Origin of the sequence: Marinobacterium aestuariivivens, assembly GCF_042661465.1 — a bacterium.
Taxonomy (GTDB): Bacteria; Pseudomonadota; Gammaproteobacteria; order Pseudomonadales; family Balneatricaceae; genus Marinobacterium_A; species Marinobacterium_A aestuariivivens.
In genome coordinates this window covers 1,544,365-1,566,010 of record NZ_JBHSWE010000001.1, presented here as the reverse complement: position 1 = coordinate 1,566,010, position 21,646 = coordinate 1,544,365, and the positions used below count along the sequence as shown (strand labels likewise).

Genomic DNA, 21,646 nt, shown 5'->3' with positions numbered 1-21,646 from the left:
TGCCCGGCCGTCGCCCGACTGGGTCTGGCGCTTCCGCCAGGGGCGGACCCGTTCGACGACGGCGATTTTGTCGATGATGCCCCCGACGCCGGTGAAGCGGCCCCCTCCATGGTACCGCCGGCGCCGCGCAAGGCCTCTCAACCGGCAGGCGCGGGCCGTGCCGCGTTGCTCGACAGCCTTGGTGCCGAGTCCGAGCCCCGCAGTCAGGCGTCGCCGGCCCCGGAAGCCGGGCCCGTGGCCCCGGCCCGGCCTGTCGAAGCGGTTGCGGTTGTCGAAGCCTCGCCCGCCGTGCCGCTGGCGCCGATCGAACCGCAGCCGATACCCGAGTTCAAGCTCGCTTTCCTGCGCCTGGGCGACGCGCTGTTGATCGATTCGCTGCCGCCCCAGTCCCGTGGCGGGCTGACGGCGGCTCACCAGCGTCTGGCGATGGCCCTGGTGCGGGCGCTGGGGCAGGCGTCAGACGAGGCCCCAGGGGTCCAGATACTGCCCTGGCCCGCCTTTACCAGCCGCTCTCTGGATCAGGGGCGTGAGCAGGCGGAAGCCGCGGTCCAGCGCAAGCTCGACCACCTGCTCGAGCCATCCCCGGCCCGTTTCGTTCTGCTGCTCGGCGAAGCGGCGGCGCAACTGGTTCTGCGTTCGCGCGAGACCGGCGAGGGGATGCGCGGCGTGCTGTTCCGGCCGCGCAGTCAACTGCCGGCCCTGGCGACGGCGAGTCTCAGCGAGATGCTCCAGGTTCCCGGCTGCAAGCGGGAGGTCTGGCGCGATCTGCAGCCGCTGATCCGTCAGCTGGCCGATGGCTGACGGGCGCCGGCTGGTGCCGGATGACCTGGCGGCGCTTTGCCGGCTGCAGGTCTGCATCGAACCGCCCTGGAGCGAGTCACTGCTGCGCCAGCGGATTGAAGGGGCGGGCAGCTTCGGCCTCGGGCTGTTCGAGGGGGATGCGCTGATCGGTTTTGCGCTGTTCAGCTGCCTGTTCGACGAGGCGGAACTGCTTCAGGTCGCGGTTTTGCCGTCAAGGCGCCGACAGGGGCTGGCGCGAAAGCTGTTGCAGCAGGGGATGATCGAGCTGTCCCGGCAGGACGTATCACGCCTGATGCTGGAAGTGCGCGCTTCGAATGCGGCCGCCATCGCCCTGTACCGGACGCTGGGGTTCGGCGAGGACGGCCGCCGGCCCAATTATTATCCGCTGGCGGGCGGTCACGAAGATGCCTTGCTGATGAGCTGTCAGTTGCCGCAACCGCAGGTGCCGGGAAGTCCCCGATGAGTATCTCGCAAGGCCTGCTGAGCCCGCTTCTGCTTTGGAGCGCTCTGCCTCTTTTCGCGCTGCCGCTGTTGCTCGCGCTCTGGCGCCTGCCCTGGAAGGTGCTGCTCGGCAACCGACAGCTGCAGCACCTGCTGTTTGGCAGTACCGTGGCGCTGATGCTGCTCTGGACCCTGAGGGCCGGAATATCACCGGGCCTGGGTATCCATTTTCTCGGCATGACCACGCTGACACTGATGTTCGGCTGGGATCTGGCCGTCATCTCGGCGACGCTGGCGTTGCTGGGAATGACGCTGGTCGGTCAGGAGAGCTGGGAGGGGTTTGCGGTCAATGGCCTCTGTTCGATCGTGCTGCCGGCCTGGACCAGCTATCTGGTCCTGCGGCTGGTGGAAGCGAAGCTGCCGCGGAACTTCTTCGTCTACCTGTTTCTCTGCGCCTTCGTCGGTGCCGGCTTCGCCGCGGCGGTCTCGGGGCTGTCGATGGGGCTGCTGCTCTGGGCCGACGGCGTCTATCCCTGGGAGCGCATACACCGCGAGTACGTGATGCTGCTGCCGCTGATCATGTTCCCCGAGGGGTTGCTCAACGGCATCCTGATGACCGGCATGATGGTGTTCTATCCGGACTGGATCCGCACCTTCAATGCCCGCGCCTATATCGATGAACAATAGTCCGTTACGCGTTACGCGTCACCGCTTCACCGGCCTTTTCAGCAGCTTGCGCTGCAGGGTGCGCCGGTGCATGCCAAGGGCCCGGGCGGTGGCCGAGATATTGCCGTCGTGCTCGGTCAGCACCTTCTGGATATGCTCCCATTCGAGACGGTCGACCGACATCGGCTGGGCTTCGACCTCGGTGTCGGCATCGCCCTCGTTCTGTGCCAGGGCGGCCAGTATCTGGTCGGCATCGGCCGGCTTGGGCAGATAGTTCGTGGCGCCGAGTTTGATCGCCTCGACCGCGGTGACGATGCTGGCATAGCCGGTCAGCACCAGGATGCGCATATCGGCGCTGGCTGCGCGCAAGACCGGGATCAGCCTGAGTCCGGAGGCGCCCTCCATCTTCAGATCCACGCTGACCAGGTCCGGCACCCACTGCTCCAGCAGGCGTCCGGCTTCCTCTGCGCTGCGGGCCACGGTGACGCTGTAGCCACGCCTGGTCAGGGCGCGTGACAGTACCCTTGTAAAGGTCGGGTCGTCGTCGACGACCAGGAAGCGGGGCTGATCGGTATCAGTCATCGGATTGCTTGCTCCTCGGCAGGCGCACTTCGGTCAGGGTGCCGCCCTCGGGATGGTTGTAGAGTCTTACCTCGCCATCGAGGCTCGCCAGGGTGCTGGTGGTCAGGAAAAGCCCGATGCCGAGCCCCCGTCCCTTGGTGGTGACGAACGGCTTGCCGAGCTCTTCGCTGCGCTCGAGCGGCAACCCCGGTCCCCGGTCCCGGATGCGCAGCCAGCAATTGCCGGCGTCCCAGTCCAGCCTGATCTCGATATCCGTCGGGCAGGCGTCGGCGGCATTGTTGAGCAGATTGAGCAGCGCCTGGCGCAGCGAGGTCTGGCTGCGCAGTCCGGGCGCGGGACCTTGCGCCTGGGAGCGGCTGAAGGTGACCTCGGGGCGCATCAGCTGCCACTGTTCGATGACCTCGTCGAGCAGCTCTCCGGCGGGCTGTATCCGGGCATGGAGCTGATCGTCCCGCACCGAGTGCGCGAGGGCCCGCAGCCGCTGGGAGCAGACGCCGACCTGCTGCTGCAAAAGCCGGATATCGTCCAGCAACTGATCGTCATCGCCATGTTCGAGCTCCATTTCCCGCAGCAGCACCTGCATGGTGCCGAGCGGCGTGCCGAGTTCGTGGGCGGTGCCGGCGGCGCTGTTGGCCAGCGCCAGCAGCTGCTGGTCCTCGATCCGCTTCTGTCGCGAGCGTTCGAGCCGCCGTTGCTGCGCCAGCAGCGTCTCGTGCATGCGGGCGACGAACCAGCCAATCATCAGCACTGTCAGCAGGAAGCTGAGCCACATGGCGGTGACATGGAGATTGAACAGCCCCGGCAGTTGATGCTGGTGGATATCCCGGGGATTCCAGAGCGGGATATGGTGCAGCAGCAGTGAACCGTAGATCGCGACGACCAGTGCCGCGGTGAGCCAGGTGTAGCGCCAGGGCAGCGTCGTTGCCGCGATGATCAGCGGGATCAGCAGCATGAAGACAAAGGGGTTGGTGGCGCCGCCGGTCTGGTAGAAGAGGGCGCCGTAGAGGACCGCGTCGGCGCTGAGCTGGATGAACAGCTCCGGATCCGTCACCGGCCAGCGCGCGCTGAGCCGCCGATAGGTGACGAAGTTGATCAGCGCCATCGCCAGCAGCGTGGCACTGGCCAGCCAGCTGTCGACTTCGGTCCGCAGGCCGTAGACGGCGAACAGCAGCAGGCCGCTGAGGCCGAATAGCGCAAAGGTGCGGATATAGGTCAGTTGCAGCAGCTGCTGTCGATTGCCGTACAAGCGGATCTCCCGGGTGTGCCGAACGGCGCCCAGTATATCCCGAAGCCGTCAGTTCGCCCACGGAGTGGGCTCCCTCAGGCGACAAAGGCTGTTGTGGGAGCCCGGTTCCCCGGGCGATCGACAGGGCCGAGTTGATATTGGCGATCCTCAGGCTATGTGCCAGGGCACGGTCGTCGTCGATCTCGAGGCCGAGGCGCCGCGGGTTGTCGATGCGCGGCCGGGCATGCTCCGTGTTTAGCGGCTGCCCGGTTTTGCTTCACCCTGTTCGGTCTCTGGACGGAGGCTGATGAATGATGCATCCTTGCGGAAAGTTTTGTGTGCTTGTTACTTATCGAAGACACCTCGGTGAGGCTGCTCCGCGGCCTGTGCCAGCCTGCAGTAATCTGTCTGTCCGCTGTCAAGCGAGGTTTTGCATCGGTCAGCGAGCGGCTGGAAAGCCGTTGTCGTCCAGGGGCGCGTTCAAAGGCTGTCTATATCTGCAAGGACTGATTTGCAATGATGAAAAGGATTTTGGCTGTCGTGGCGGCGGTGTCCACCACCAGTTGCGGATATCTGCCGGTCGAGGAGAATAATGGCGCCTTGAGGGTCGCCATTCAGGACGAGGCTGGTCCGGTCCCGATGTACGGAGCTGAGCTAAAAGCAGGTGAAGGCGCCCGGCAGCGGGAAGTACCCGATTCGACTCAGGGGCCGAAGGTGCCGCCGCCCGTTAGTTCCGGTCCCGGGGAGGACGTTGATCCGGTCGGCGGTGTTGAACCCGGCCAATGCTGGGTCTATGCGCCGGTCCGGCCGCGACCCGTACAGGAGAACATCGATGTCCTGATCCGGGATTCCAGTCACCGGGTCAGGGTGTCACCGGCGGAGCTGCGGGCCGGCCTCAAGACTATCGTGAGCCGGGAGGGGGTGAAACCTATCGCATCGTGCCGGCCAGATACCGGCGCGTGGTCGAGGAGGTCGTGGTGCGCCCGGAGGTGCTTCGCTATGAGATCGAGCCGGCTGTCTACGAGGAAGAAGAGGTGACCCTGGTCGTCGAAGAGGCGCGCGGCTCCATCGAGCCCTGCGAAACGTCGGGGACGCGCTTTTCCCGGGGCGTCGGCGTGATGGCGTTTTGCGCCAGCGAGGTGCCGGCGAAAACCAGAACGGTCTCTCGCAAGACGCTGGTCAGTCCCGAGAGGACAAGAGTGGTGATTGAACCGGCGCAGACCCGGAAAATTGAACGCTGGGTTGTCGCCGAGCCGGCTCGGGCGGTCAGGGTCGAGGTGCTGCCCGAGACCGAAGAAGTCGAGGTCCAGAACCTTGCCAGTGCCGAATCTTTTCGCCTGGAGGAGGTCCCGGCCGTCACTGAAGCGATGAGGGTGACACGCTACGAGGGGAAGCCGCGGATCGTGTCCCGCAGGGTGGTTTGCGATGCCGACCTGACTCGGGACTTCGTCACGCAGGTTCAGCGGGGTCTGTTCGACAGGGGCTATTATCCGGGGCGTATCGATGGCCTGGTCGGCAGTCGCACGATTGAAGCGCTGACCGCTTTCCAGGTCGACGAGGGCCTGGCCGTGGGTGCACTGACCTACGAAAGCCTGCGCGAGCTTGATCTGGAGGTGGATCGATCGCCGGCTCCTTGATTGTTTATAAGCTCAGGATCAGGGAAAATAGGCGCCAATTCAGCCCAACATGTTGAACAGGCCCGCCGGCTGCCCCTTTTGCGGGGCCTGCAGCGCTGCGGACAGGTTTGCGCACCAACAGAAGATTTCCATTGATGTCTAACGCCCCGATCCAGCGCGAAGTGTCGAAACGACGGACCTTCGCGATCATCTCCCACCCCGACGCCGGTAAGACCACCATTACCGAGAAGCTGCTGCTGCTCGGCCAGCTGATTCAGACCGCCGGGACCGTCAAGGGCAAGAAAAGCGACCGCCATGCGACCTCCGACTGGATGGGCATGGAGCAGGAGCGCGGTATCTCGATCACCTCCTCGGTCATGCAGTTTCCCTACAACGGCCGCACCGTGAACCTGCTCGACACCCCCGGGCACGAGGATTTCTCCGAGGACACCTATCGCACCCTGACCGCGGTCGATTCGGCGCTGATGGTGGTCGACGGCGCCAAGGGTGTCGAGGACCGGACCATCAAGCTGATGGAGGTCTGCCGCCTGCAGGACACGCCGATCTTCTCGTTCGTCAACAAGCTGGACCGCGATATCCGCGATCCGATCGAGCTGCTGGACGAGATCGAAGAGGTGCTGAGCATCGAGGCGGCGCCGATCAACTGGCCGATCGGCATGGGCAAGGAGTTCAAGGGGTCTACAACCTCTATAACGACGAGATCCATGTGTTTCAGCCGGGCAAGGGCGCGGTGCTGTCCGAGGATATCCGTATCCGCGGTATCGACACCGATGAGGCGCGGGCGCTGCTGGGGGACGAGTACGGGGACTTTGTCGAGGAGATGGAACTGGTCCGTGGCGCGACCCATCAGTGGGACCAGGAAGCCTTCATGGCCGGCAAGCTGACGCCGGTCTACTTCGGTACCGCGCTTGGCAATTTCGGCGTGCGCGAGATGCTCGAGGACTTTGTCGAGTGGGCGCCGGCACCGGGCGAGCGCCAGACCGACCAGCGGCCGGTGGCGGCCGACGAAGAGGCTTTCAGCGGCTTCGTGTTCAAGATCCAGGCGAACATGGATCCCAAGCACCGCGACCGTATCGCTTTCATGCGCATCTGCTCGGGTCGCTACGAGCGCGGCATGAAGATGCGCCATACCCGCATCGGCAAGGATGTGAAGATCGCCGATGCGGTGACCTTCCTCGCCGGTGACCGCGAAAACGTCGAGGAGGCCTGGTCCGGCGATATCATCGGCCTGCACAACCACGGCACCATCCAGATCGGCGATACCTTCACCGCCGGCGAGGTGATGAAGTTCACCGGCATCCCGCACTTCGCACCGGAGATGTTCCGCCGTGTCAGGCCCAAGGACCCGCTGAAGATGAAACAGCTGCAAAAGGGGCTGCAGCAGCTGTCCGAAGAGGGCGCGGTGCAGCTGTTCCAGCCGCTGAAGAATAACGACCTGGTGCTCGGCGCAGTCGGTCAGCTGCAGTTCGACGTCGTCGTCTATCGCCTCAAGGACGAATACAAGGTCGACTGCGTCTACGAGGGGGTCAGTGTTCAGACCGCACGCTGGGTCGAGTGCCGGGACAACAAGATGCTCGAGGACTTCCGGCGCAAGGCGTACGACAACCTTGCCATCGACGGCGGCGGGCTGCTCACTTACCTGGCCCCGACCCGCGTCAACCTGAGCCTGACCGAAGAGCGCTGGCCGGACGTCCAGTTCCGTGCAACGCGCGAGCATTGACTCTAGGGTGGAATGAGCGTAGCGAATTCCACCGCAGGTGTCAGGCTCGACCAGGGTTTGTTGTGAGAAACTGCGCAGTAGTCTGATACTACCGGTGGAATTCGCACCTGCGGAGCTCATTCCACCCTACGATTATCCGGAGAGCGTCATGGATCCTGCCAGCGATCTTTTCGACAGCCACTGCCATCTCGACTTTCCCGCCTTCGACGGCTGGCGCGAGCGGGCGCTGGCCGAGGCTCGGGCCGTCGGTGTCCTGGAAATCCTGGTGCCGGGTGTCACCGCGCAACACTGGCCGCGGTTGCTGGCGTTCTGCGCCGGCGATCCGGCGCTCTATCCCGCTCTGGGGCTGCATCCCTGCTTTCTTTCCGAACACAGGCCGGAACATCTCGAGCTGCTCGAAACGCGGTTGGCGGCCGGCGGGGTCCGGGCCATCGGCGAGATCGGGCTGGACTACTTTATCGACGATGCGGACCCCGAGTCTCAGCAGTACTACCTCGAGGGGCAGCTGGCGCTGGCGTCGCGCTTCGATCTGCCGGTCCTGCTGCATGTGCGCAAGGCCCACGACCGGATGCTCAAGACCCTGCGCCGGGCGCGGCTCGGCCGTGCCGGCATCGTACACGCCTTTTCCGGCAGCGGGCAGCAGGCGCGGCAATATATCGAACTGGGGTTCCGGCTGGGGTTCGGCGGCGCCATCAGCTATGACCGGGCGACGAAGCTGCGTCGTCTTGCCGCCTCGCTGCCGCTGGAATCGCTGGTGCTCGAGACCGACGCCCCGGATATGCCGTTGTCGGACTGGCGCGACGAGCCCAACCGGCCGCAGCGGATCAGGGATGTCTTCGAGGTGCTGTGCAGTCTTCGAAGCGAGGCGCCGGAGCAGATCGCCCGCCAGACCACCGCCAATGTGCACGAGGTTTTAGCGCTGAATATCGCCTGATGAATCCTGTCGGAGCGGCGCCTCGCCGCGAATACCGCAGGTGCAAACGTCTTTCGCCGCGGGGGCGCGGCTCCTACGAATCAATCTTCATAGATCCAGCTGTGGATATCGTCCAGGGTATCCCAGACCGTATCGGTCTTGCTGTTGACCGGCAGGATATAATAGCGGTTGCTGTCATCCAGCGGTTTCGGGCTGTAACTGCCGTCCGCCGGTTTCAGCAGCATGCGTGCCAGGCTCAGGGGATAGTTGGGGCCGCGCACCTGCTGACCGTAGGCGTCCTCGATCGGGTCGACCCTGTTGATGCCGGATGCGACCAGCGACAGCTCCTGACAGTGATTGGTGGTGCCGCGGCACATCAGCAGGTAGCGGCTGTCGAGGGTGTAGTAATCCTCGGTCGGGCGCTCGAGCTGCGCGCAGCCGCCGAGCGTCAGGGCAACAAGGGCGGCGATAGGGGCTGCTGTTCTCATCGGTCTTCCTGAATCCTGTGGTTCAACACATGTCCTTGAAAGGGTTGTCCTCGACCAGGCTGACCGGGTTTGCGTAGCCCGGCAGTCGGATCTCTTCGGCGCTGATATGCAGGTCGCTTCCCTCCAGTACCGCGTGATCGTAGAGGTAGGTCGGGCGTGTCTGGCCCTTGCTGCAGGCGTCGTCGTAAGCCCCTGCGGTCTCGACGGCGCTTTCGCGGCGTTCACGCCAGGTGTCCATGGCCCGGATGCCGTGACGGCGGCCCAGCAGCTGTTCCGTGACCCGCGGCGACAGCAGGGGCGCGCTGGCGTTGTTGCCGCCGAAGCCCTTGGAGTTCAGCAGCACGGCATCGATGCCGTCCACGCCGACTTCCAGATGATCCAGCGGGAACAGCAGGTTGCTGCCGTGGACATCGGAGGCGATTTCCGGCGTCGTCAGAATGCCGGGAATGTAGCCGTACTGCCAGGTGCCGAGTGACAGGCTGAGCTGGTCGCCGCCGGCGGTGCCCTGGGAGTGGCCGAGATAGGACTTGATCGCCGCCACCGGCCATGAGTGGATGCCGAAGGCCCGGGCGATTTCATTGATGACGTGGGACTCGGTCACCCGGTTCTGCGGCGTGCTGGTGCCGTGGGCCTGGACAAAGCTGCGCTGGCGCAGCGCCTCGTCGCCCAGCATCGAGCGGATCAGGCCGGCGGCCTTGCCGAGGCAGAGGTAGTTGCCGATGCCCGGCGCCGAGATCGACTTCTTGTGGCCGTCGGCATTGACGAAGACGTCGGGTACGGCGCCGAAGATCTGCGCGCCCAGTTCCAGCGCCAGGTCGTCGCTCATCAGCAGCACGAACTGGCTCGACTCGCCGATGGTGAAGCCGCAGTTGTTGCCGAACGGCCGGCAGGCGCGGCGATAATCGTCGTCACCGAGCTCGGTGAGACCGTCCAGCGCCAGCAGGTCCTTGTCTTCGGCGAGGGCGCCCATGGCGCGGAAACCCTCGATGATCTCCGGTGTGACCGGGGCATCGCTGCCGCCGACCAGCACCACCTTGCGCACGCCGTTGCGGATATCGTTGACCGCATTGCGCAGGTTGTACAGGAAGGTGGCGCAGGCACCCAGTGCGCCGCCGGTGACGCCGACATTCCCCAGGACATAGGCATTGACGAAGTCTGCCGGCATCTGGGCATAGCCCAGCGGCATCTGCTTGGAGGTGGTGCGCTTGCCCAGTGCCGGGAACTTGGTCAGGCCACCGAAGCCGAAATCGTCGAGCTGGCCGATCGAGTTGCTGGCATAGACGCCGACCTGGTCGGGGCGCACCCGGTCCAGAATGCGCTCGAATGGAATACCGCTGGAATGCAGGGCGTCGGATGCGGCATAAACGGTCATCTGCAGATTGCGCGGATGGTTGCGCGACTGGTAGAGCTTGCCGGGTTCGAAACCGGTCGGCAGCATGCCCGCGGACTGGACCTGGGCGATCTTGGTGTCGGGAAAAATAATCTCGCAACGGCCGGTGACGGTGACTTCGACCTGGTTGCCGGATAGGTCGCGGACCTTCCAGTTGGCCGGAATCTGCCGCGGCAGATGGCGTCGGCGCAGCAGGAAACGCAGCTGGTTGTCCTCGCCTTCGACTTCGGCCGGGCGGTTGAACATCACCGCCCGGACGTCGAACCAGTCGGGGTGGATGTGGCGTATCAGGGTGTTGTCGCAGATCTGCTGGCCAATCTGCAGCAACAGGTCGTCCAGTGGGAGCTGTTCGCCGGCGGCATTGAAGTAGTTGCCGTCGTCATAGCTTGCGAGGTTCATCAGGGTCGCCAGGCTCAGCAGTGTCTGACGGCGGCTGTCGGCATCGAGCCGGTCGAGAATCAGGCGGCGATAGGCGTGGTGCGATGAGGCTCTACCGGCCGGATTGATTCCACCAAAACCGACGATGACAGGCAGCTGAGACAATGGGGACTCCTCGGATGGAACGGACACTGGATTTTAAAAGAGGACTTGTTCGAGCCGCCCCATTTTATCGGTTGTTCGGGGGACTGACTAGCGGTAATGCCTCCGGCCGGCCTGCTCCGGATTATTTACCGTCCCGGCGGTTGTCACCCGGCGCTCAGCGCCTATGCTAAAGTGTGGTGAAAGCGGGCGGGGCGAGGCCTTCAGTGCCGGTTCAGATTGTCGCGATACAATGAAATTGATTCGCCCTGTGGGCGTGTTGAAGCTGGAGTGGAAAATTCAATGATGAAGAAGACGTTTACCCTTGCGGTGGCGATGACGGTACTGGCCGGCTGCACCACCATGGATCCCTACACCCGTGAAGAGAAGACTTCGCAGGCGACCAAGGGCGCGGGTATAGGTGCCGTTACCGGTGCGCTGCTGGGAGCGGCCGTCGCCGACGGTGATCGTGGCCGGGGCGCTCTGGCCGGCGCCCTGATCGGCGGTGCCGTCGGTGGAGGCATTGGCGCCTATATGGACAAGCAGGAAATGGAGTTGCGTCAGCGCCTTGACGGTACCGGTGTCGGCGTCGAGCGTGTCGGCGACGATATCCGGCTGGTGATGCCGGGCAATGTCACCTTCCAGACCGGCAGCGCCCAGCTCGACCCCGGTTTCTACCCGGTGCTGGACGATGTGGCGCTGGTGCTGCAGAAATTCAAGGACAGCGCCATCGGCGTGAACGGCTATACCGACAGCACGGGTTCGTTCGAATTCAACCAGTCTCTGTCGGAGCAGCGCGCCGCCAGTGTCGCCAGCTATCTCGCTGGTCGCGGCATTGCCCAGATGCGCATCAGCACCCAGGGTTACGGCCCGCGCTATCCGGTGGCCGACAACAATACCGCTGCCGGCCGTGCGCAGAACCGCCGCGTAGAGGTCTATATCCGCGGCACCGCCGGCTGATTCGGCCAGTGGTAAACGCAAAAGCCCGGCAGATGCCGGGCTTTTGCGTTTGGATCACAGATTGCACCCTGCGTATCAGGCCGCCGACTGCTGATCCCGGGCTTCGTCGAAGCGGGCCAGCAGCGACTGCAGGCGGCGTACGGATTCTTCCTTGTCGGACTCCAGGGCGGCCTTGGCATCGCGCAGTTCGGCGACTTCCATGCGCAGCAGTTCGACCTCTTCCAGCATCTCTTCGATCTTGCGTTCCAGTAACGCGAACATTTCGCTCTGTTGCATCTTGTCTAACACCCTGAATCCGTAATGGCTAAAGCCGCCTAGTATAGGGAAAAAGCGGCCGGCCTCCTATTGTCGGCGATCAGCGACCGACAGAATATTATCGTGAGGCGTGAGGCGTGAGGCGTGAGGCGTGAGGCGGATGCTATCCAATGCTTAACGCTTAACGCTTACTGTGCCATCACGATATCGCCTACCTGGATATTGAACTGCTCTGCGCTGCCGGAAAAGGTGCCGCTGGCGGTGCCGGCCTGAATATCGTCGACGACCAGCGTTGTGCGACTGTTGTCGAGCCTCGGGCCGAAGCGGTTGTCGAGGCGGTAAAGGCTGAGCCGGTCGCCGCGCGCGATGCCGGCATCCTCGCCGGCGTTGAACCAGACACGGTCCTGCTCGACCTTCAGGATTCTGGCCCGGAACGGCAGGCAGCTGAGCTCTTCGCCCAGCTCCAGGCCGATGCTGTCGAGCAGGGCTCGGGTCTTGAGCCCAAAATCCTGCTGCCAGAAAGCGGCGGTGGCAAAGCCGGTGGCCTGCTCGGGCGGCAGGCTCCAGAGACCTTCGGTGCGATACTGCTGACGGAACAGCAGTGCGCCGGTCAGGGCGTCGTGGACATAGAGCTCCAGGGCCAGGGTGCGCAGGTAACGCTCGTCCTGTTTCCGGGCACGGTTGTACCAGTGTTTCAGCAGGTTCTGCTCGCCGTGCAGTTCCGGGTGCTGCATGGACAGGTCGCGGATGACGCCGGAAACCAGGTACTGCACGCCTGGTTGACCCTGCACCGATACCAGCTCGTCAAGGCTTCCGTCGGGCAAGCGGCGGGTCGGTGCGGTGGCCGGATCCTGGATGATCCGCGTGCGGCTGGCATCCGCCGACCGGAGGCCGGGGTTGAGGGCCAGCTCGCGGGCGATCAGCGAGGGCAGAAGGGTGTCGATGCCGTGGAGTTGCCCCAAATTGGCCTGCTGCGGCTGCAGCAGCGGAAAACTGGTGACCGCCAGGCGATTGCGGTAGGCGTGTCCCGCACTCTTCTCGCAGCCCGGCTCGGTGTCGATATCGGCACGGATGCGCACCAGCAGCCAGTTGCCCTGGCGTTTCTCGTCCAGCAACTGGATATTGCCGACGTTGCCCTGTGCACCCAGGTGAAGGTTGTCGATCTCCAGTACGCCGTCCGTCACCTGCTGGGTGACGCTGATATAGGCGGCGGCCTGCAGCGAAGCCTGCTCGGTGGCGTCGCGGATGGCGGCGCGGCGCGCGGATTCGAGGTCGTTGCCGATGATGGCGCCCCGCCCTTCGGCGACGACGCTCTGGGCCTGAGCGGCCGGGGGCAGGAGCAGCAGGCAGAGTCCGAGGGTGTGCAGCAACTGGCGGAACTTGGCGCTAAACATCTGGGCTTCCTGACCGATATTTATAGGGGCAGGCGGCAAGCTGCACGACTGGCGCCTGCCGCTTGCAGCCTGAGGCTTGCAGCTTATAGCTTTTTTCGCGGGTCTTGCAAATGGCGGCCGTCCGGCGGCTTGTACCCTTGCAGCGCTTGGCGTAGATTGGCTCCAAATCAACGATGGATTGCGATGATGAGAGTATTGGCGGGAGCCCTGTTGCTGGTGCTGTCCGGCTGCAGTCTGCAGTCGCAGCAGCCGGTGCCGGTGCGGCTGGAGTCCCTCGGCGACGGTGCCGTGCAGCAGCTGCGTGGCGCGGTGCCGGCAGATGGCGAGGCCGTCCCGCTCGACAATGCCCCGGCGCCGTTGAGCAGGGTGGCGGAAGAGGCATCGGTCGATCCGCTCAGCGAGGCGGTGGCGCAGCTCGCCCAGCAACTGGCGACGGGGCTCGCGGAGCATCGCATCAAGCGCCTGCCGATGGCCGTGCTGCCCTTTGCCGACCTCGATCGTGCGCAGGTGCCGCTGTCGAACCCGGTCGGCGAGCGCATTGCTGAAAACCTCATCTACCAGCTGCAGCAGGGGCGCTACAATCTTGTCGACTACCGGGCCGTCAGTCTCAATACGACTGAAAAGCCTGCACTGTCGCGTCAGTCGCTGTCGTTGCTGAACAGCCGCTATCGTATCTATTTCGTGCTGACCGGCACCTATGCGCGCTATCCGCAGGGGATCGTGCTCAATGCCCGGGTGCTGGATACCACCACCCGCCAGGTGCTGGCCAGTGCCCAGACCCATGTACCGGACGGTCGTCTCGAGGGCGCGTCGCCCGGTTACGATCAGCTGCAGGCGCAGCGTCAGGGCATGATCATCGAAAATCGTAACGGAGCGGTGGGGCACTGATGAAAGCGAGGAACGCGGGTCGAGGTCTGTTCTGCGCCATGACGTTGCTGCTGGCCGGCTGTCAGGCCTTGCAGCCGGCGTCACCGGCGCTGTCCGGGCAGGTCGCTGCGCCTGTCCAGAATGCCAATCTGATCAGCGTGACCGGCTATGCGCCGATCAGTCTGCAGCCGGGTCAGAGCGAGCAGCACAGGATGCTGATGGCCATGCGCGCGTCCAAGCTGCGCGCCTACCAGGAACTCGCCGCCGTGGTCCATGGCCAGTACATCTATGGTACGACCCAGGTCAGCGACCTGGTGCTGCAGAACGACCGCTTCCGTGCGGCCGTTGCCGGCATCGTCCGTGGCGCCCGCGTGGTCAAGACCTATCCGGTGCAGGACGACACCTACGCCACGATCCTGGAGCTGGACCTGAGCCAGGTCCAGCGCGCCTGGGTGGAATGACGACCGGTTACGGGTGACGCGTTACGCGTCACCTTTTTGCTCGCCTTCTCGAACTGCGCCAACTGATCGGCGCTCGCTTCCTGCTGGTACTTTTCCTTCCACTCGGCATAGGGCTCGCCGTAGATCCGCTCGCGGGCCTGTTCGTAGTCGACCTCTTCGCCGCGCTCGGAGGCGGCTGCGACATACCATTTCGACAGGCAGTTGCGGCAGAAGCCGGCGAGGTTCATCAGGTCGATGTTCTGCACGTCCTTGCGGTTGTCCAGGTGTTCCAGCAGGCGCCGGAAAACGGCGGCTTCGATTTCGGTGCGGGTGGCGTTGTCCATTGTTATTTCCTCGAATTGAAACCGCAATTGTAGGAGCGCCGCCCCGGTGCGAACAAGTTCGGCACCAGGGGTATTCGCGGCGAGGTCGTTCGCTGCGGGGAAGTGCCCGTAAGTCTGGGTACGCGGCTCCTACGATTCCTGTTGTATCTGCTCGTCGAGCTGCCGGCAGATGGTTTCCTGCAGCCGGTGGCACAGGTCCGGATCGCTGATCGGCTGTTCGTTGGCATCGGTGATGAAGAAGTAGTCCTCGACCCGTTCGCCGATGCTGGCGATCTTGGCCTTGCGTACCGAAATGCCGAACTCGACGAAGATGCGGCCGATGCGTGCCAGCAGTCCCGGACGGTCCGGGCTGCTGACCTCGAGTACCGTCTGCTGCATCACCGGGTCGTTGCTGATGGTGACCCGGGTCGGCGCGGCGAACAGCTTCAGTGTGCGGGGCACGCGGCGCTGGATGATATCCGGGAAGTCGTCCGGGTCGTCGAGTTCCTCGATCAGGGTATCGCGGATATTGGCCAGATAGTCCGGGTTTTCCGATAGCGGCTGATTGTCCTCGGTCAGGACCGAGTAGGTATTGAGGGTGCGACCGTCATCGGTGAGGATGATGCGCGCGTCCTGGATGCTCAGGTGAAGCTGATCCAGCGCCGCGACGGTGGCGGGAAAGAGGTTTGGCAGGTCTTCGCTGTAGATGAAGATCTCGGTCGCGCCTTCATAGACGCGGTAGGAGGTCTTGCGCACCAGTACCAGCGGCAGCTTGTTTTCGCCGTGTTCGAGAATCGCCTCGGTGTGCCAGGCCACGTTCTGGGAATCTTCGCGCAGGAAATAGTCGTTGCCGATGTTGCTCCAGAGTTCCCGTGCCGGTGCTTCGCGGATACCGTGACGGCGCAGTACGGCGAGGGCGTCTTTCTGCAGCTGTTCGATGCGGTCTTCTATGTTGACCGGATTCTCGAGGCCGCGGCGCAGGGCGCGGCGGGTCTCGGTATAGAGCTGGCGCAGCAGGGTGGCGCGCCAGCTGTTCCAGAGCGTGTGGTTGGTGGCGTTGATGTCGGCCACGGTCAAAACGTAGAGGTAATCGAGATGAACGCCGTCGCCGCACTGTTTGGCAAAGCGATGGATCACCTCCGGATCCGAGATGTCGCGCCGCTGTGCCGTCATCGACATCAGCAGGTGATTGCGCACCAGCCAGGCCACCAGGTGGGAGTCCCATTTGCCCAGGTGGTGGCGTCGACAGAACTCCAGCACATCCTCGGCGCCGAGCTCCGAGTGGTCGCCGCCACGGCCCTTGGCGATATCGTGGTAGAGACCGGCGATATAGAGCAGCTCGATCTTCGGCAACTGGTTGACGATCCGGTGTGCGATCGGGAACAGGTCGCGGTGGTCGTTGTGCCGCAGCTGGCGCATCTTCTGGATCACTTTCAGGGTGTGGGCGTCCACCGTGTAGATATGGAAAAGATCGTGCTGCATCTGGCCGACGATTTCGCCGAACTCCGGCAGGTAGCGGCCGAGAATGCCGTAGCGGTTCATCCGCTTGAGCTCGGTGGAGACGCCGTCGGGTGAGCGCAGTAGTTCCATGAACAGCGAGGTGTTGCGGATATCGTTGCGGAAACTGTCGTCGATCAGGTGACGATGGTCGCGGATCAGCTTGATGGTCGAGGCGCGCACGCCCTTGATCTGCTGGTTGTGGGCCAGCAGCACGAAGATCTCCATCAGCGCGAAGGGGTGGTGCTCGAAGATCTGCGGATGTTTCGCTTCTATATAGTCGTTGTGCATCCGGAAGCGCTTGTTCAGCGGCTTGATCACCTGCTCGTCGTCGGCCTTGAGGATCGCTTCGTCGAAATACTGCAGCAGCATGTCGTTGAACTCGGACATCGCTTTGGCGACCCGGTAGTACTTGCTCATGAACTGCTCGACGGCGAGTGCCCCTGCTGGTCCTTGTAGCCGAAGAACTCGGCCAGGGTGCGCTGGTGGTCGAACAGCAGCCGGTCCTCGCGCCGGTTGCAGTGCATGTGCAGGGCATAGCGCACGGTCCAGAGATAGAGTTCGCCCTTGTTCAGGGTGTCAAGCTCCGACTCGGTGAGGAAGCCGTGGTCGACCAGGTCGCGGATATAGCTGGCGCCGAAATGGCGCTTCGCCACCCAGCCGATGGTCTGGAGGTCGCGCAGCCCGCCCGGCGAGGTCTTGAGGTTGGGCTCGAGGTTGTATTCGGTGTTGTTGGTGCGTTCGTGTCGCTCGCGCTGCTCGTTGAGCTTGGCGACGAAGAAGTCGCGGTCGGTCCAGGCGCCTTCGGAGGTGACCCGCTCGTAGACCCCGGTCTGCAGCTCGGGATTGCCGATCAGGGTGCGGGATTCGACCAGGTTGGTGGCGATGGTGATGTCCTTGCGTGCTTCCTGGTAGCACTCTTCCAGGGTGCGCACGCTGGAGCCGATATCGAGTGTCATGTCCCAGAGCAGGGTCAGGAAGCCGCTGATGCTGTCGCCGGCCGTCTCTGCCTCGATGCCGTCGAGCAGGATCAGGATGTCGATGTCGGAGTGCGGATGGAGCTCGCCCCGGCCATAGCCGCCGACAGCGACCAGCGCGATATGGCGCTCGTCGGGCCAGTCGAACAGCTTCCAGGCGGCGCGCAGGATCTGATCGATGATCCAGGCGCGGCCGTAGATCAGCTTGCGGATGTCCTCGCCGTCGCGAAAGCGCTGGTGCATGCGCTCCTGGGCCGCCCTGATGGTCTTCTTGAACACGGGGATCGGCGAGCGGGCCTCGGCCAGCTCAAGCTGGAGCGCTTCCACATCCAGCAGTTCGGTATCGCTCTGGGCTTTCACGGCGGCGGTCATGCTGGGCCTCGATCAGAAGGTTTCTTCGGAACGACGGGTCAGGACTTCGTAACCGTCGGCGGTGACCAGCACCGTATGCTCCCACTGGGCCGACAGGCGTCGGTCGACGGTTTCGACGGTCCAGCCGTCCTTTTTTGACAGCTTCACGTGGCGCTTGCCGGCATTGATCATCGGTTCGATGGTGAAGATCATGCCTTCGCGCAGTTCCACACCGGTGCCGGCGCGGCCGTAATGCAGCACCTGGGGGTCTTCGTGGAATTCGCGGCCGATGCCGTGGCCGCAGTACTCGCGCACCACCGAGTAGTGGTTCGACTCGGCATACTGCTGAATGACGTGGCCAATATCCCCGAGATGGGCGCCGGGGCGTACCAGCTCGATGCCCTTGTACATGCACTCCTGGGTGATCTCGACCAGGCGCTGGGCGTGGGGTGCGGGCTTGCCGACGAAGAACATCTTGCTGGTGTCGCCGTGGAAGCCGTCCTTGATCACCGTGATGTCGATATTGATGATGTCGCCGTTTTTCAGCGGCTTGTCATTCGGAATGCCGTGGCAGACGACCTGGTTGATCGAGGTGCAGATGGACTTCGGAAAACCGTGGTAGTTCAGCGGCGCCGGAACCGCCTTCTGCTCGTTGACGATGTAGTCGTGGCAGATCCTGTCCAGTTCGTTGGTCGTGACGCCTGCCTGTACATGCGGCTCGATCATCTCCAGCACCTCGGCCGCCAGGCGGCCGGCGATGCGCATTTTTTCGATCTCTTCCGGTGTCTTGATGCTTATGGTCATGGGGTCTCGGTGTGGCTTTTCATTTCTGTGTGTCCGACGGCCAGGCGCCGGTCATGAACAGCGATTGTAGCGAATGTTGCTTGCGTAGCGAAGGCGGTGCTTCAAAAAGGGGGCGTGCTGTGGTATAAATCCGCCTCCCGAAAAGGGGAGCTTTTTAAGCACAACTAACCACACACACGTATCGACACAGTCTCCAGGGTGCCGCTCGCGGTTGGATGCTGGGATACGTGGAGGTTTAACCCACTTAATATCAGGAAGCTTTACCAATGGCAAAAGTCACCATGCGTGACCTGCTCAAAGCAGGTGTTCACTTCGGTCACCAGTCCCGCTACTGGAACCCGAAAATGTCCAAGTACATCTTCGGTGCTCGTAACAAGATTCATATCATCAACCTCGAGCACACTCTGCCGGCGCTGAACAACGCGCTGGACGTGGTCAAGGGCATGGCATCCAACAAGAACAAGATTCTGTTCGTGGGTACCAAGCGCGCGGCCAGCAAGATCGTACAGGACGAAGCCCTGCGTGCCGGCATGCCCTATGTCAACCACCGCTGGCTGGGCGGCATGCTGACCAACTACAAGACCATTCGTCAGTCCATCCGTCGTCTGCGCGACCTGGAAGCCCAGGCTCAGGACGGTACCTTCGACAAGCTGACCAAGAAAGAAGCGCTGATGCGTCAGCGTGAAATGGACAAGCTCGAGCGTTCCATTGGCGGTATCAAGGACATGGGCGGCCTGCCGGACGCACTGTTCGTGATCGACGTGGATCACGAGCGCATTGCTGTCAACGAAGCCAACAAGCTGGGTATCCCTGTGATCGGCGTCGTCGACACCAACAGCAACCCGGACGGCATCGACTTTGTCATCCCGGGTAACGACGATGCGCTGCGTGCCATTCAGATCTACGCCAAGGCGGCAGCCGATGCCTGCGTTGAGGGTGTCGAGGCAGCCGGTGGCGACAAGAGCGAATTCGTTGAAGTGGAAGAGCCGGCCGGCGAGTAATCCGCCTGTCAAGCAGGCTGGGTAGTCTCTTCGTACTTGTATAAGGGGGAAGTGCCCATTGGGTGCGCTGCCCCCTTTTTTGAATTTGAATTAATGCGTTAACAAATGGGGTAATTCGACATGGCGAACTTCTCTGCTGCGCTGGTCAAAGAGCTGCGCGAGCGTACCGGTCTGGGCATGATGGAGTGCAAGAAAGCACTGGCTGAGGCCAATGGTGACATTGAGCAGGCGATCGAAGACCTGCGCAAAGCCTCCGGTATGAAGGCTGCCAAGAAAGCCAGCCGCACCGCCGCTGATGGCGTCGTGGCTGTAAAAGTTGCCGACGACAACAGCTACGCCGTGGCTATCGAAGTCAACTCTGAAACCGACTTCGTCGCCCGCGATGCCGGCTTCCTGGCGTTCGTCGATCAGGTTCTGGTCAAGGCGTTCGCCGGCAAGCAGACCGATGTCGCTGCGCTGATGTCCGGCGAGCTGGAGACGGCCCGTGAAGCCCTGGTCCAGAAAATCGGCGAGAACATCTCCGTTCGTCGCGTCATTCTGGTCGAAGGCCAGAATGTCGGTGCCTACGTCCACAGCACCAACAAGCTGGCGGCACTGGTTGCCCTGAGCGGCGGCGAAGCCGAACTGGCCAAGGATATCGCGATGCACGTTACCGCCGTCAACCCGCAGGTCGTCAGCAAGGACGACATGCCGGAAGAGGTGGTTGCCAAGGAGAAGGAAATCATCCTGGCTCAGCCGGACATGGCCAGCAAGCCGGCGGAAATCGCCGAGAAAATGGTCGTTGGCCGCATCAACAAGTTCCTGGCCGAAAACAGCCTGGTCGAGCAGCCGTTCGTCAAGAACCCGGATCAGAAAGTCGGTCAGCTGGTCAAGGAAGCCGGTTGCGAAGTCCTGTCCTTCGTCCGCGTCGAAGTTGGCGAGGGTATCGAAGTCGAGAAAACCGATTTCGCTGCCGAAGTTGCGGCTCAGCTGAAAGGCTGAATACGCTTCGATACAGAGGTCATGCCCGTGCCGGGCGTGGCCTTCCTTCCTGCTACACTGATCTGACCTCGTTTGAGCGGAGACCTCCAGATGCCTGCCAGTGACAGACAATCCAGGTATAAACGAATTCTTCTCAAGTTGAGCGGCGAAGCCCTGATGGGGGACGACAGCTTCGGCATCGACCCCAAGGTGCTCAACCGCATGGCGCTTGAAATCGGCCAGCTGGTCGGTATCGGTGTCCAGGTCGGGATGGTGATCGGCGGCGGCAATCTGTTCCGCGGCGCGGCGCTGAATGCGGCGGGCATGGACCGGGTGACCGGCGACCATATGGGAATGCTGGCGACCGTGATGAACGCGCTGGCGATGCGCGATGCGCTGGAACGCAGTAATATCGATACCCGCGTCATGTCGGCCATTCCGATGAGTGGCGTTGTCGACCATTACGACCGCCGTAACGCCATGCGCTATCTGAGTCAGGGTGACGTGGTCATCTTTGCGGCCGGTACCGGCAACCCCTTCTTTACCACCGACTCCGCTGCCTGTCTGCGCGGTATCGAGGTCGAGGCGGACGTGGTGCTCAAGGCCACCAAGGTGGATGGCGTCTATACCGCCGATCCGATGAAGGATCCGACGGCGCGGCGTTACCTGCACCTGAGTTACGACGAGGCGATCGAGAAGCAGCTCGGCGTAATGGACTTGACGGCGATCTGCCTGACGCGCGATCACAAAATGCCGGTTCGGGTATTCAACATGAACCGCCCGGGCGCGCTGGTGAATCTGGTGGTCGGCGGAAAAGAAGGTACCTTGATCGATTGCGGTGAGGGTGTAGGAGAAAAGTATGCTGAATGAAATCGTGAAGGACGCCGAAGGGCGTATGAAGAAAAGCGTTGAGTCCCTGGTCGAGAACTTCAAGAAGATCCGCACCGGGCGCGCTCATCCGAGCATTCTGGATTCCCTGATGGTGAGCTACTACGGTTCCGACGTGCCGGTCGGCCAGGTGGCCAACGTCACCGTCGAGGATGCCCGCACCCTGGCGATCAATCCCTGGGAAAAACAGATGGTGCCGGTGATCGAGAAAGCGATCATGAAATCCGATCTCGGTCTCAATCCGTCCACCTCCGGCGATACCATTCGCGTGCCGATGCCGGCGCTGACAGAGGAAACCCGCAAGGGCTTTATCCGTCAGGCGCGGCAGGAAGCGGAAAACGGCCGCGTGGCCATCCGCAATGTGCGTCGCGATGCCAACGGCACGATCAAGGATCTGCTGAAGGAAAAGGAAATCACCGAAGATGAAGGTCGTCGTGCCGAAGATCAGGTCCAGAAACTGACCGACAAGTTTGTCGGAGAAGTGGACAAGCTGCTCGAGCAAAAAGAAGCCGACCTGATGGAAATCTGACGACGTCAAGGGGCGCCT

19 protein-coding genes and 3 pseudogenes are annotated in these 21,646 nt (G+C 63.0%); 13 read left to right on the top strand and 9 right to left on the bottom strand.

The genetic code is table 11. The features are described from left to right. Nucleotides 1-108: 108 nt before the first annotated feature. From ACFQDL_RS08185 to ACFQDL_RS08175, 3 genes are read left to right on the top strand one after another with little or no spacing between them, the layout of a single operon-like run. Nucleotides 109-801, top strand: a complete 693-nt coding sequence (locus ACFQDL_RS08185; RefSeq protein ID WP_379908579.1) for a hypothetical protein — start codon at nucleotides 109-111, stop codon at nucleotides 799-801. Further along, nucleotides 794-1,264, top strand: a complete 471-nt coding sequence (gene rimI, locus ACFQDL_RS08180) for a ribosomal protein S18-alanine N-acetyltransferase (RefSeq protein WP_379908578.1) — start codon at nucleotides 794-796, stop codon at nucleotides 1,262-1,264. Before ACFQDL_RS08185 ends, rimI begins: the two co-directional genes overlap by 8 nt. Then, nucleotides 1,261-1,929: an energy-coupling factor ABC transporter permease gene (locus ACFQDL_RS08175; RefSeq protein ID WP_379908577.1), complete on the top strand. Its 669-nt coding sequence runs from the start codon at nucleotides 1,261-1,263 to the stop codon at nucleotides 1,927-1,929. The genes rimI and ACFQDL_RS08175 overlap by 4 nt, the downstream gene beginning before the upstream one ends. Before the next feature lie 18 nt (nucleotides 1,930-1,947). Here the strand turns inward: ACFQDL_RS08175 and ACFQDL_RS08170 are convergent, their stop codons facing one another. Together ACFQDL_RS08170 and ACFQDL_RS08165 are read right to left on the bottom strand one after the other, a co-directional pair. Beyond that, nucleotides 1,948-2,490 (bottom strand): response regulator transcription factor, encoded by a 543-nt coding sequence (locus ACFQDL_RS08170; protein WP_379908576.1) that lies wholly within the window; start codon nucleotides 2,488-2,490, stop codon nucleotides 1,948-1,950. Then, nucleotides 2,483-3,736 carry an ATP-binding protein gene (locus ACFQDL_RS08165; protein ID WP_379908575.1) on the bottom strand — a complete coding sequence of 418 codons (1,254 nt, stop codon included), beginning with the start codon at nucleotides 3,734-3,736 and terminating at the stop codon, nucleotides 2,483-2,485. Before ACFQDL_RS08165 ends, ACFQDL_RS08170 begins: the two co-directional genes overlap by 8 nt. Before the next feature lie 917 nt (nucleotides 3,737-4,653). On the opposite strand from ACFQDL_RS08165, the gene ACFQDL_RS08160 reads away from it, so the two are divergent. From ACFQDL_RS08160 to ACFQDL_RS08150, 3 genes and pseudogenes are all read left to right on the top strand, one after another. Further along, nucleotides 4,654-5,352, top strand: coding sequence for a peptidoglycan-binding protein (locus tag ACFQDL_RS08160; protein ID WP_379908574.1), 699 nt, complete (start codon nucleotides 4,654-4,656; stop codon nucleotides 5,350-5,352). A gap of 134 nt (nucleotides 5,353-5,486) precedes the next feature. Continuing rightward, nucleotides 5,487-7,072 (top strand): annotated as a pseudogene (locus tag ACFQDL_RS08155) (peptide chain release factor 3). A gap of 148 nt (nucleotides 7,073-7,220) precedes the next feature. Further along, nucleotides 7,221-8,006 carry a TatD family hydrolase gene (locus ACFQDL_RS08150; protein WP_379908573.1) on the top strand — a complete coding sequence of 262 codons (786 nt, stop codon included), beginning with the start codon at nucleotides 7,221-7,223 and terminating at the stop codon, nucleotides 8,004-8,006. 80 nt (nucleotides 8,007-8,086) lie between these two features. On the opposite strand, the gene ACFQDL_RS08145 is transcribed toward ACFQDL_RS08150, so the two are convergent. Both ACFQDL_RS08145 and ACFQDL_RS08140 read right to left on the bottom strand, forming a co-directional pair. After that, nucleotides 8,087-8,473, bottom strand: coding sequence for a hypothetical protein (locus ACFQDL_RS08145; protein ID WP_379908572.1), 387 nt, complete (start codon nucleotides 8,471-8,473; stop codon nucleotides 8,087-8,089). A 22-nt stretch (nucleotides 8,474-8,495) separates the two neighbouring features. Then, nucleotides 8,496-10,406, bottom strand: a complete 1,911-nt coding sequence (locus tag ACFQDL_RS08140; RefSeq protein ID WP_379908571.1) for a beta-ketoacyl synthase — start codon at nucleotides 10,404-10,406, stop codon at nucleotides 8,496-8,498. A gap of 279 nt (nucleotides 10,407-10,685) precedes the next feature. Here ACFQDL_RS08140 and ACFQDL_RS08135 point away from each other — a divergent pair, with 279 nt between their 5' ends. Beyond that, a complete protein-coding gene (locus ACFQDL_RS08135) occupies nucleotides 10,686-11,342 on the top strand; it encodes a YiaD family glycine zipper/OmpA-like lipoprotein (RefSeq protein ID WP_379908570.1) in 657 nt (218 codons plus the stop codon). 75 nt (nucleotides 11,343-11,417) lie between these two features. On the opposite strand, the gene ACFQDL_RS08130 is transcribed toward ACFQDL_RS08135, so the two are convergent. Further along, a complete protein-coding gene (locus ACFQDL_RS08130) occupies nucleotides 11,418-11,618 on the bottom strand; it encodes a hypothetical protein (RefSeq protein WP_379908569.1) in 201 nt (66 codons plus the stop codon). A 167-nt stretch (nucleotides 11,619-11,785) separates the two neighbouring features. Then, on the bottom strand, nucleotides 11,786-12,991 hold the full coding sequence (locus ACFQDL_RS08125) for a flagellar assembly protein T N-terminal domain-containing protein (protein WP_379908568.1): 1,206 nt from the start codon (nucleotides 12,989-12,991) through the stop codon (nucleotides 11,786-11,788). A 183-nt stretch (nucleotides 12,992-13,174) separates the two neighbouring features. On the opposite strand from ACFQDL_RS08125, the gene ACFQDL_RS08120 reads away from it, so the two are divergent. Continuing rightward, nucleotides 13,175-13,879 carry a FlgO family outer membrane protein gene (locus ACFQDL_RS08120; RefSeq protein WP_379908567.1) on the top strand — a complete coding sequence of 235 codons (705 nt, stop codon included), beginning with the start codon at nucleotides 13,175-13,177 and terminating at the stop codon, nucleotides 13,877-13,879. After that, a complete protein-coding gene (locus ACFQDL_RS08115; protein ID WP_379908566.1) occupies nucleotides 13,879-14,319 on the top strand; it encodes an LPP20 family lipoprotein in 441 nt (146 codons plus the stop codon). Before ACFQDL_RS08120 ends, ACFQDL_RS08115 begins: the two co-directional genes overlap by 1 nt. Before the next feature lie 32 nt (nucleotides 14,320-14,351). Here ACFQDL_RS08115 and ACFQDL_RS08110 read toward each other — a convergent pair. The 3 genes and pseudogenes from ACFQDL_RS08110 to map form a co-directional block, all read right to left on the bottom strand. Further along, nucleotides 14,352-14,642: pseudogene (locus tag ACFQDL_RS08110) on the bottom strand (DUF1244 domain-containing protein); the annotation flags it as partial. Between the two features lie 129 nt (nucleotides 14,643-14,771). Further along, nucleotides 14,772-17,467 (bottom strand): annotated as a pseudogene (locus ACFQDL_RS08105) ([protein-PII] uridylyltransferase). A 12-nt stretch (nucleotides 17,468-17,479) separates the two neighbouring features. Then, nucleotides 17,480-18,250 (bottom strand): type I methionyl aminopeptidase, encoded by a 771-nt coding sequence (gene map, locus ACFQDL_RS08100; protein ID WP_379908565.1) that lies wholly within the window; start codon nucleotides 18,248-18,250, stop codon nucleotides 17,480-17,482. Between the two features lie 266 nt (nucleotides 18,251-18,516). On the opposite strand from map, the gene rpsB reads away from it, so the two are divergent. The 4 genes from rpsB (at nucleotide 18,517) to frr (ending at nucleotide 21,628) form a co-directional block, all read left to right on the top strand. Continuing rightward, nucleotides 18,517-19,251, top strand: coding sequence for a 30S ribosomal protein S2 (rpsB, locus tag ACFQDL_RS08095; RefSeq protein ID WP_379908564.1), 735 nt, complete (start codon nucleotides 18,517-18,519; stop codon nucleotides 19,249-19,251). A gap of 120 nt (nucleotides 19,252-19,371) precedes the next feature. After that, entirely contained in the window at nucleotides 19,372-20,232 is an 861-nt protein-coding gene (gene tsf / locus ACFQDL_RS08090; protein WP_379908563.1) for a translation elongation factor Ts, read from the top strand. Between the two features lie 90 nt (nucleotides 20,233-20,322). Continuing rightward, nucleotides 20,323-21,081 carry a UMP kinase gene (pyrH, locus tag ACFQDL_RS08085; protein WP_379908562.1) on the top strand — a complete coding sequence of 253 codons (759 nt, stop codon included), beginning with the start codon at nucleotides 20,323-20,325 and terminating at the stop codon, nucleotides 21,079-21,081. Then, nucleotides 21,071-21,628 carry a ribosome recycling factor gene (gene frr / locus ACFQDL_RS08080; protein ID WP_379908561.1) on the top strand — a complete coding sequence of 186 codons (558 nt, stop codon included), beginning with the start codon at nucleotides 21,071-21,073 and terminating at the stop codon, nucleotides 21,626-21,628. Before pyrH ends, frr begins: the two co-directional genes overlap by 11 nt. Nucleotides 21,629-21,646 lie beyond the last annotated feature (18 nt).

Bases quoted from the DNA above. Each gene is read 5' to 3' on its own strand.
- ACFQDL_RS08185 (WP_379908579.1), top strand. From the start codon at position 109: ATGGTACCGCCGGCGCCGCGCAAGGCCTCTCAACCGGCAGGCGCGGGC.
- ACFQDL_RS08170 (WP_379908576.1), bottom strand. From the start codon at position 2,490: ATGACTGATACCGATCAGCCCCGCTTCCTGGTCGTCGACGACGACCCG.
- ACFQDL_RS08150 (WP_379908573.1), top strand. From the start codon at position 7,221: ATGGATCCTGCCAGCGATCTTTTCGACAGCCACTGCCATCTCGACTTT.
- ACFQDL_RS08115 (WP_379908566.1), top strand. From the start codon at position 13,879: ATGAAAGCGAGGAACGCGGGTCGAGGTCTGTTCTGCGCCATGACGTTG.
- ACFQDL_RS08120 (WP_379908567.1), top strand. From the start codon at position 13,175: ATGATGAGAGTATTGGCGGGAGCCCTGTTGCTGGTGCTGTCCGGCTGC.
- tsf (WP_379908563.1), top strand. From the start codon at position 19,372: ATGGCGAACTTCTCTGCTGCGCTGGTCAAAGAGCTGCGCGAGCGTACC.
- ACFQDL_RS08135 (WP_379908570.1), top strand. From the start codon at position 10,686: ATGATGAAGAAGACGTTTACCCTTGCGGTGGCGATGACGGTACTGGCC.
- ACFQDL_RS08125 (WP_379908568.1), bottom strand. From the start codon at position 12,991: ATGTTTAGCGCCAAGTTCCGCCAGTTGCTGCACACCCTCGGACTCTGC.
- rpsB (WP_379908564.1), top strand. From the start codon at position 18,517: ATGGCAAAAGTCACCATGCGTGACCTGCTCAAAGCAGGTGTTCACTTC.
- ACFQDL_RS08130 (WP_379908569.1), bottom strand. From the start codon at position 11,618: ATGCAACAGAGCGAAATGTTCGCGTTACTGGAACGCAAGATCGAAGAG.
- rimI (WP_379908578.1), top strand. From the start codon at position 794: ATGGCTGACGGGCGCCGGCTGGTGCCGGATGACCTGGCGGCGCTTTGC.
- frr (WP_379908561.1), top strand. From the start codon at position 21,071: ATGCTGAATGAAATCGTGAAGGACGCCGAAGGGCGTATGAAGAAAAGC.
- ACFQDL_RS08175 (WP_379908577.1), top strand. From the start codon at position 1,261: ATGAGTATCTCGCAAGGCCTGCTGAGCCCGCTTCTGCTTTGGAGCGCT.
- pyrH (WP_379908562.1), top strand. From the start codon at position 20,323: ATGCCTGCCAGTGACAGACAATCCAGGTATAAACGAATTCTTCTCAAG.
- map (WP_379908565.1), bottom strand. From the start codon at position 18,250: ATGACCATAAGCATCAAGACACCGGAAGAGATCGAAAAAATGCGCATC.
- ACFQDL_RS08145 (WP_379908572.1), bottom strand. From the start codon at position 8,473: ATGAGAACAGCAGCCCCTATCGCCGCCCTTGTTGCCCTGACGCTCGGC.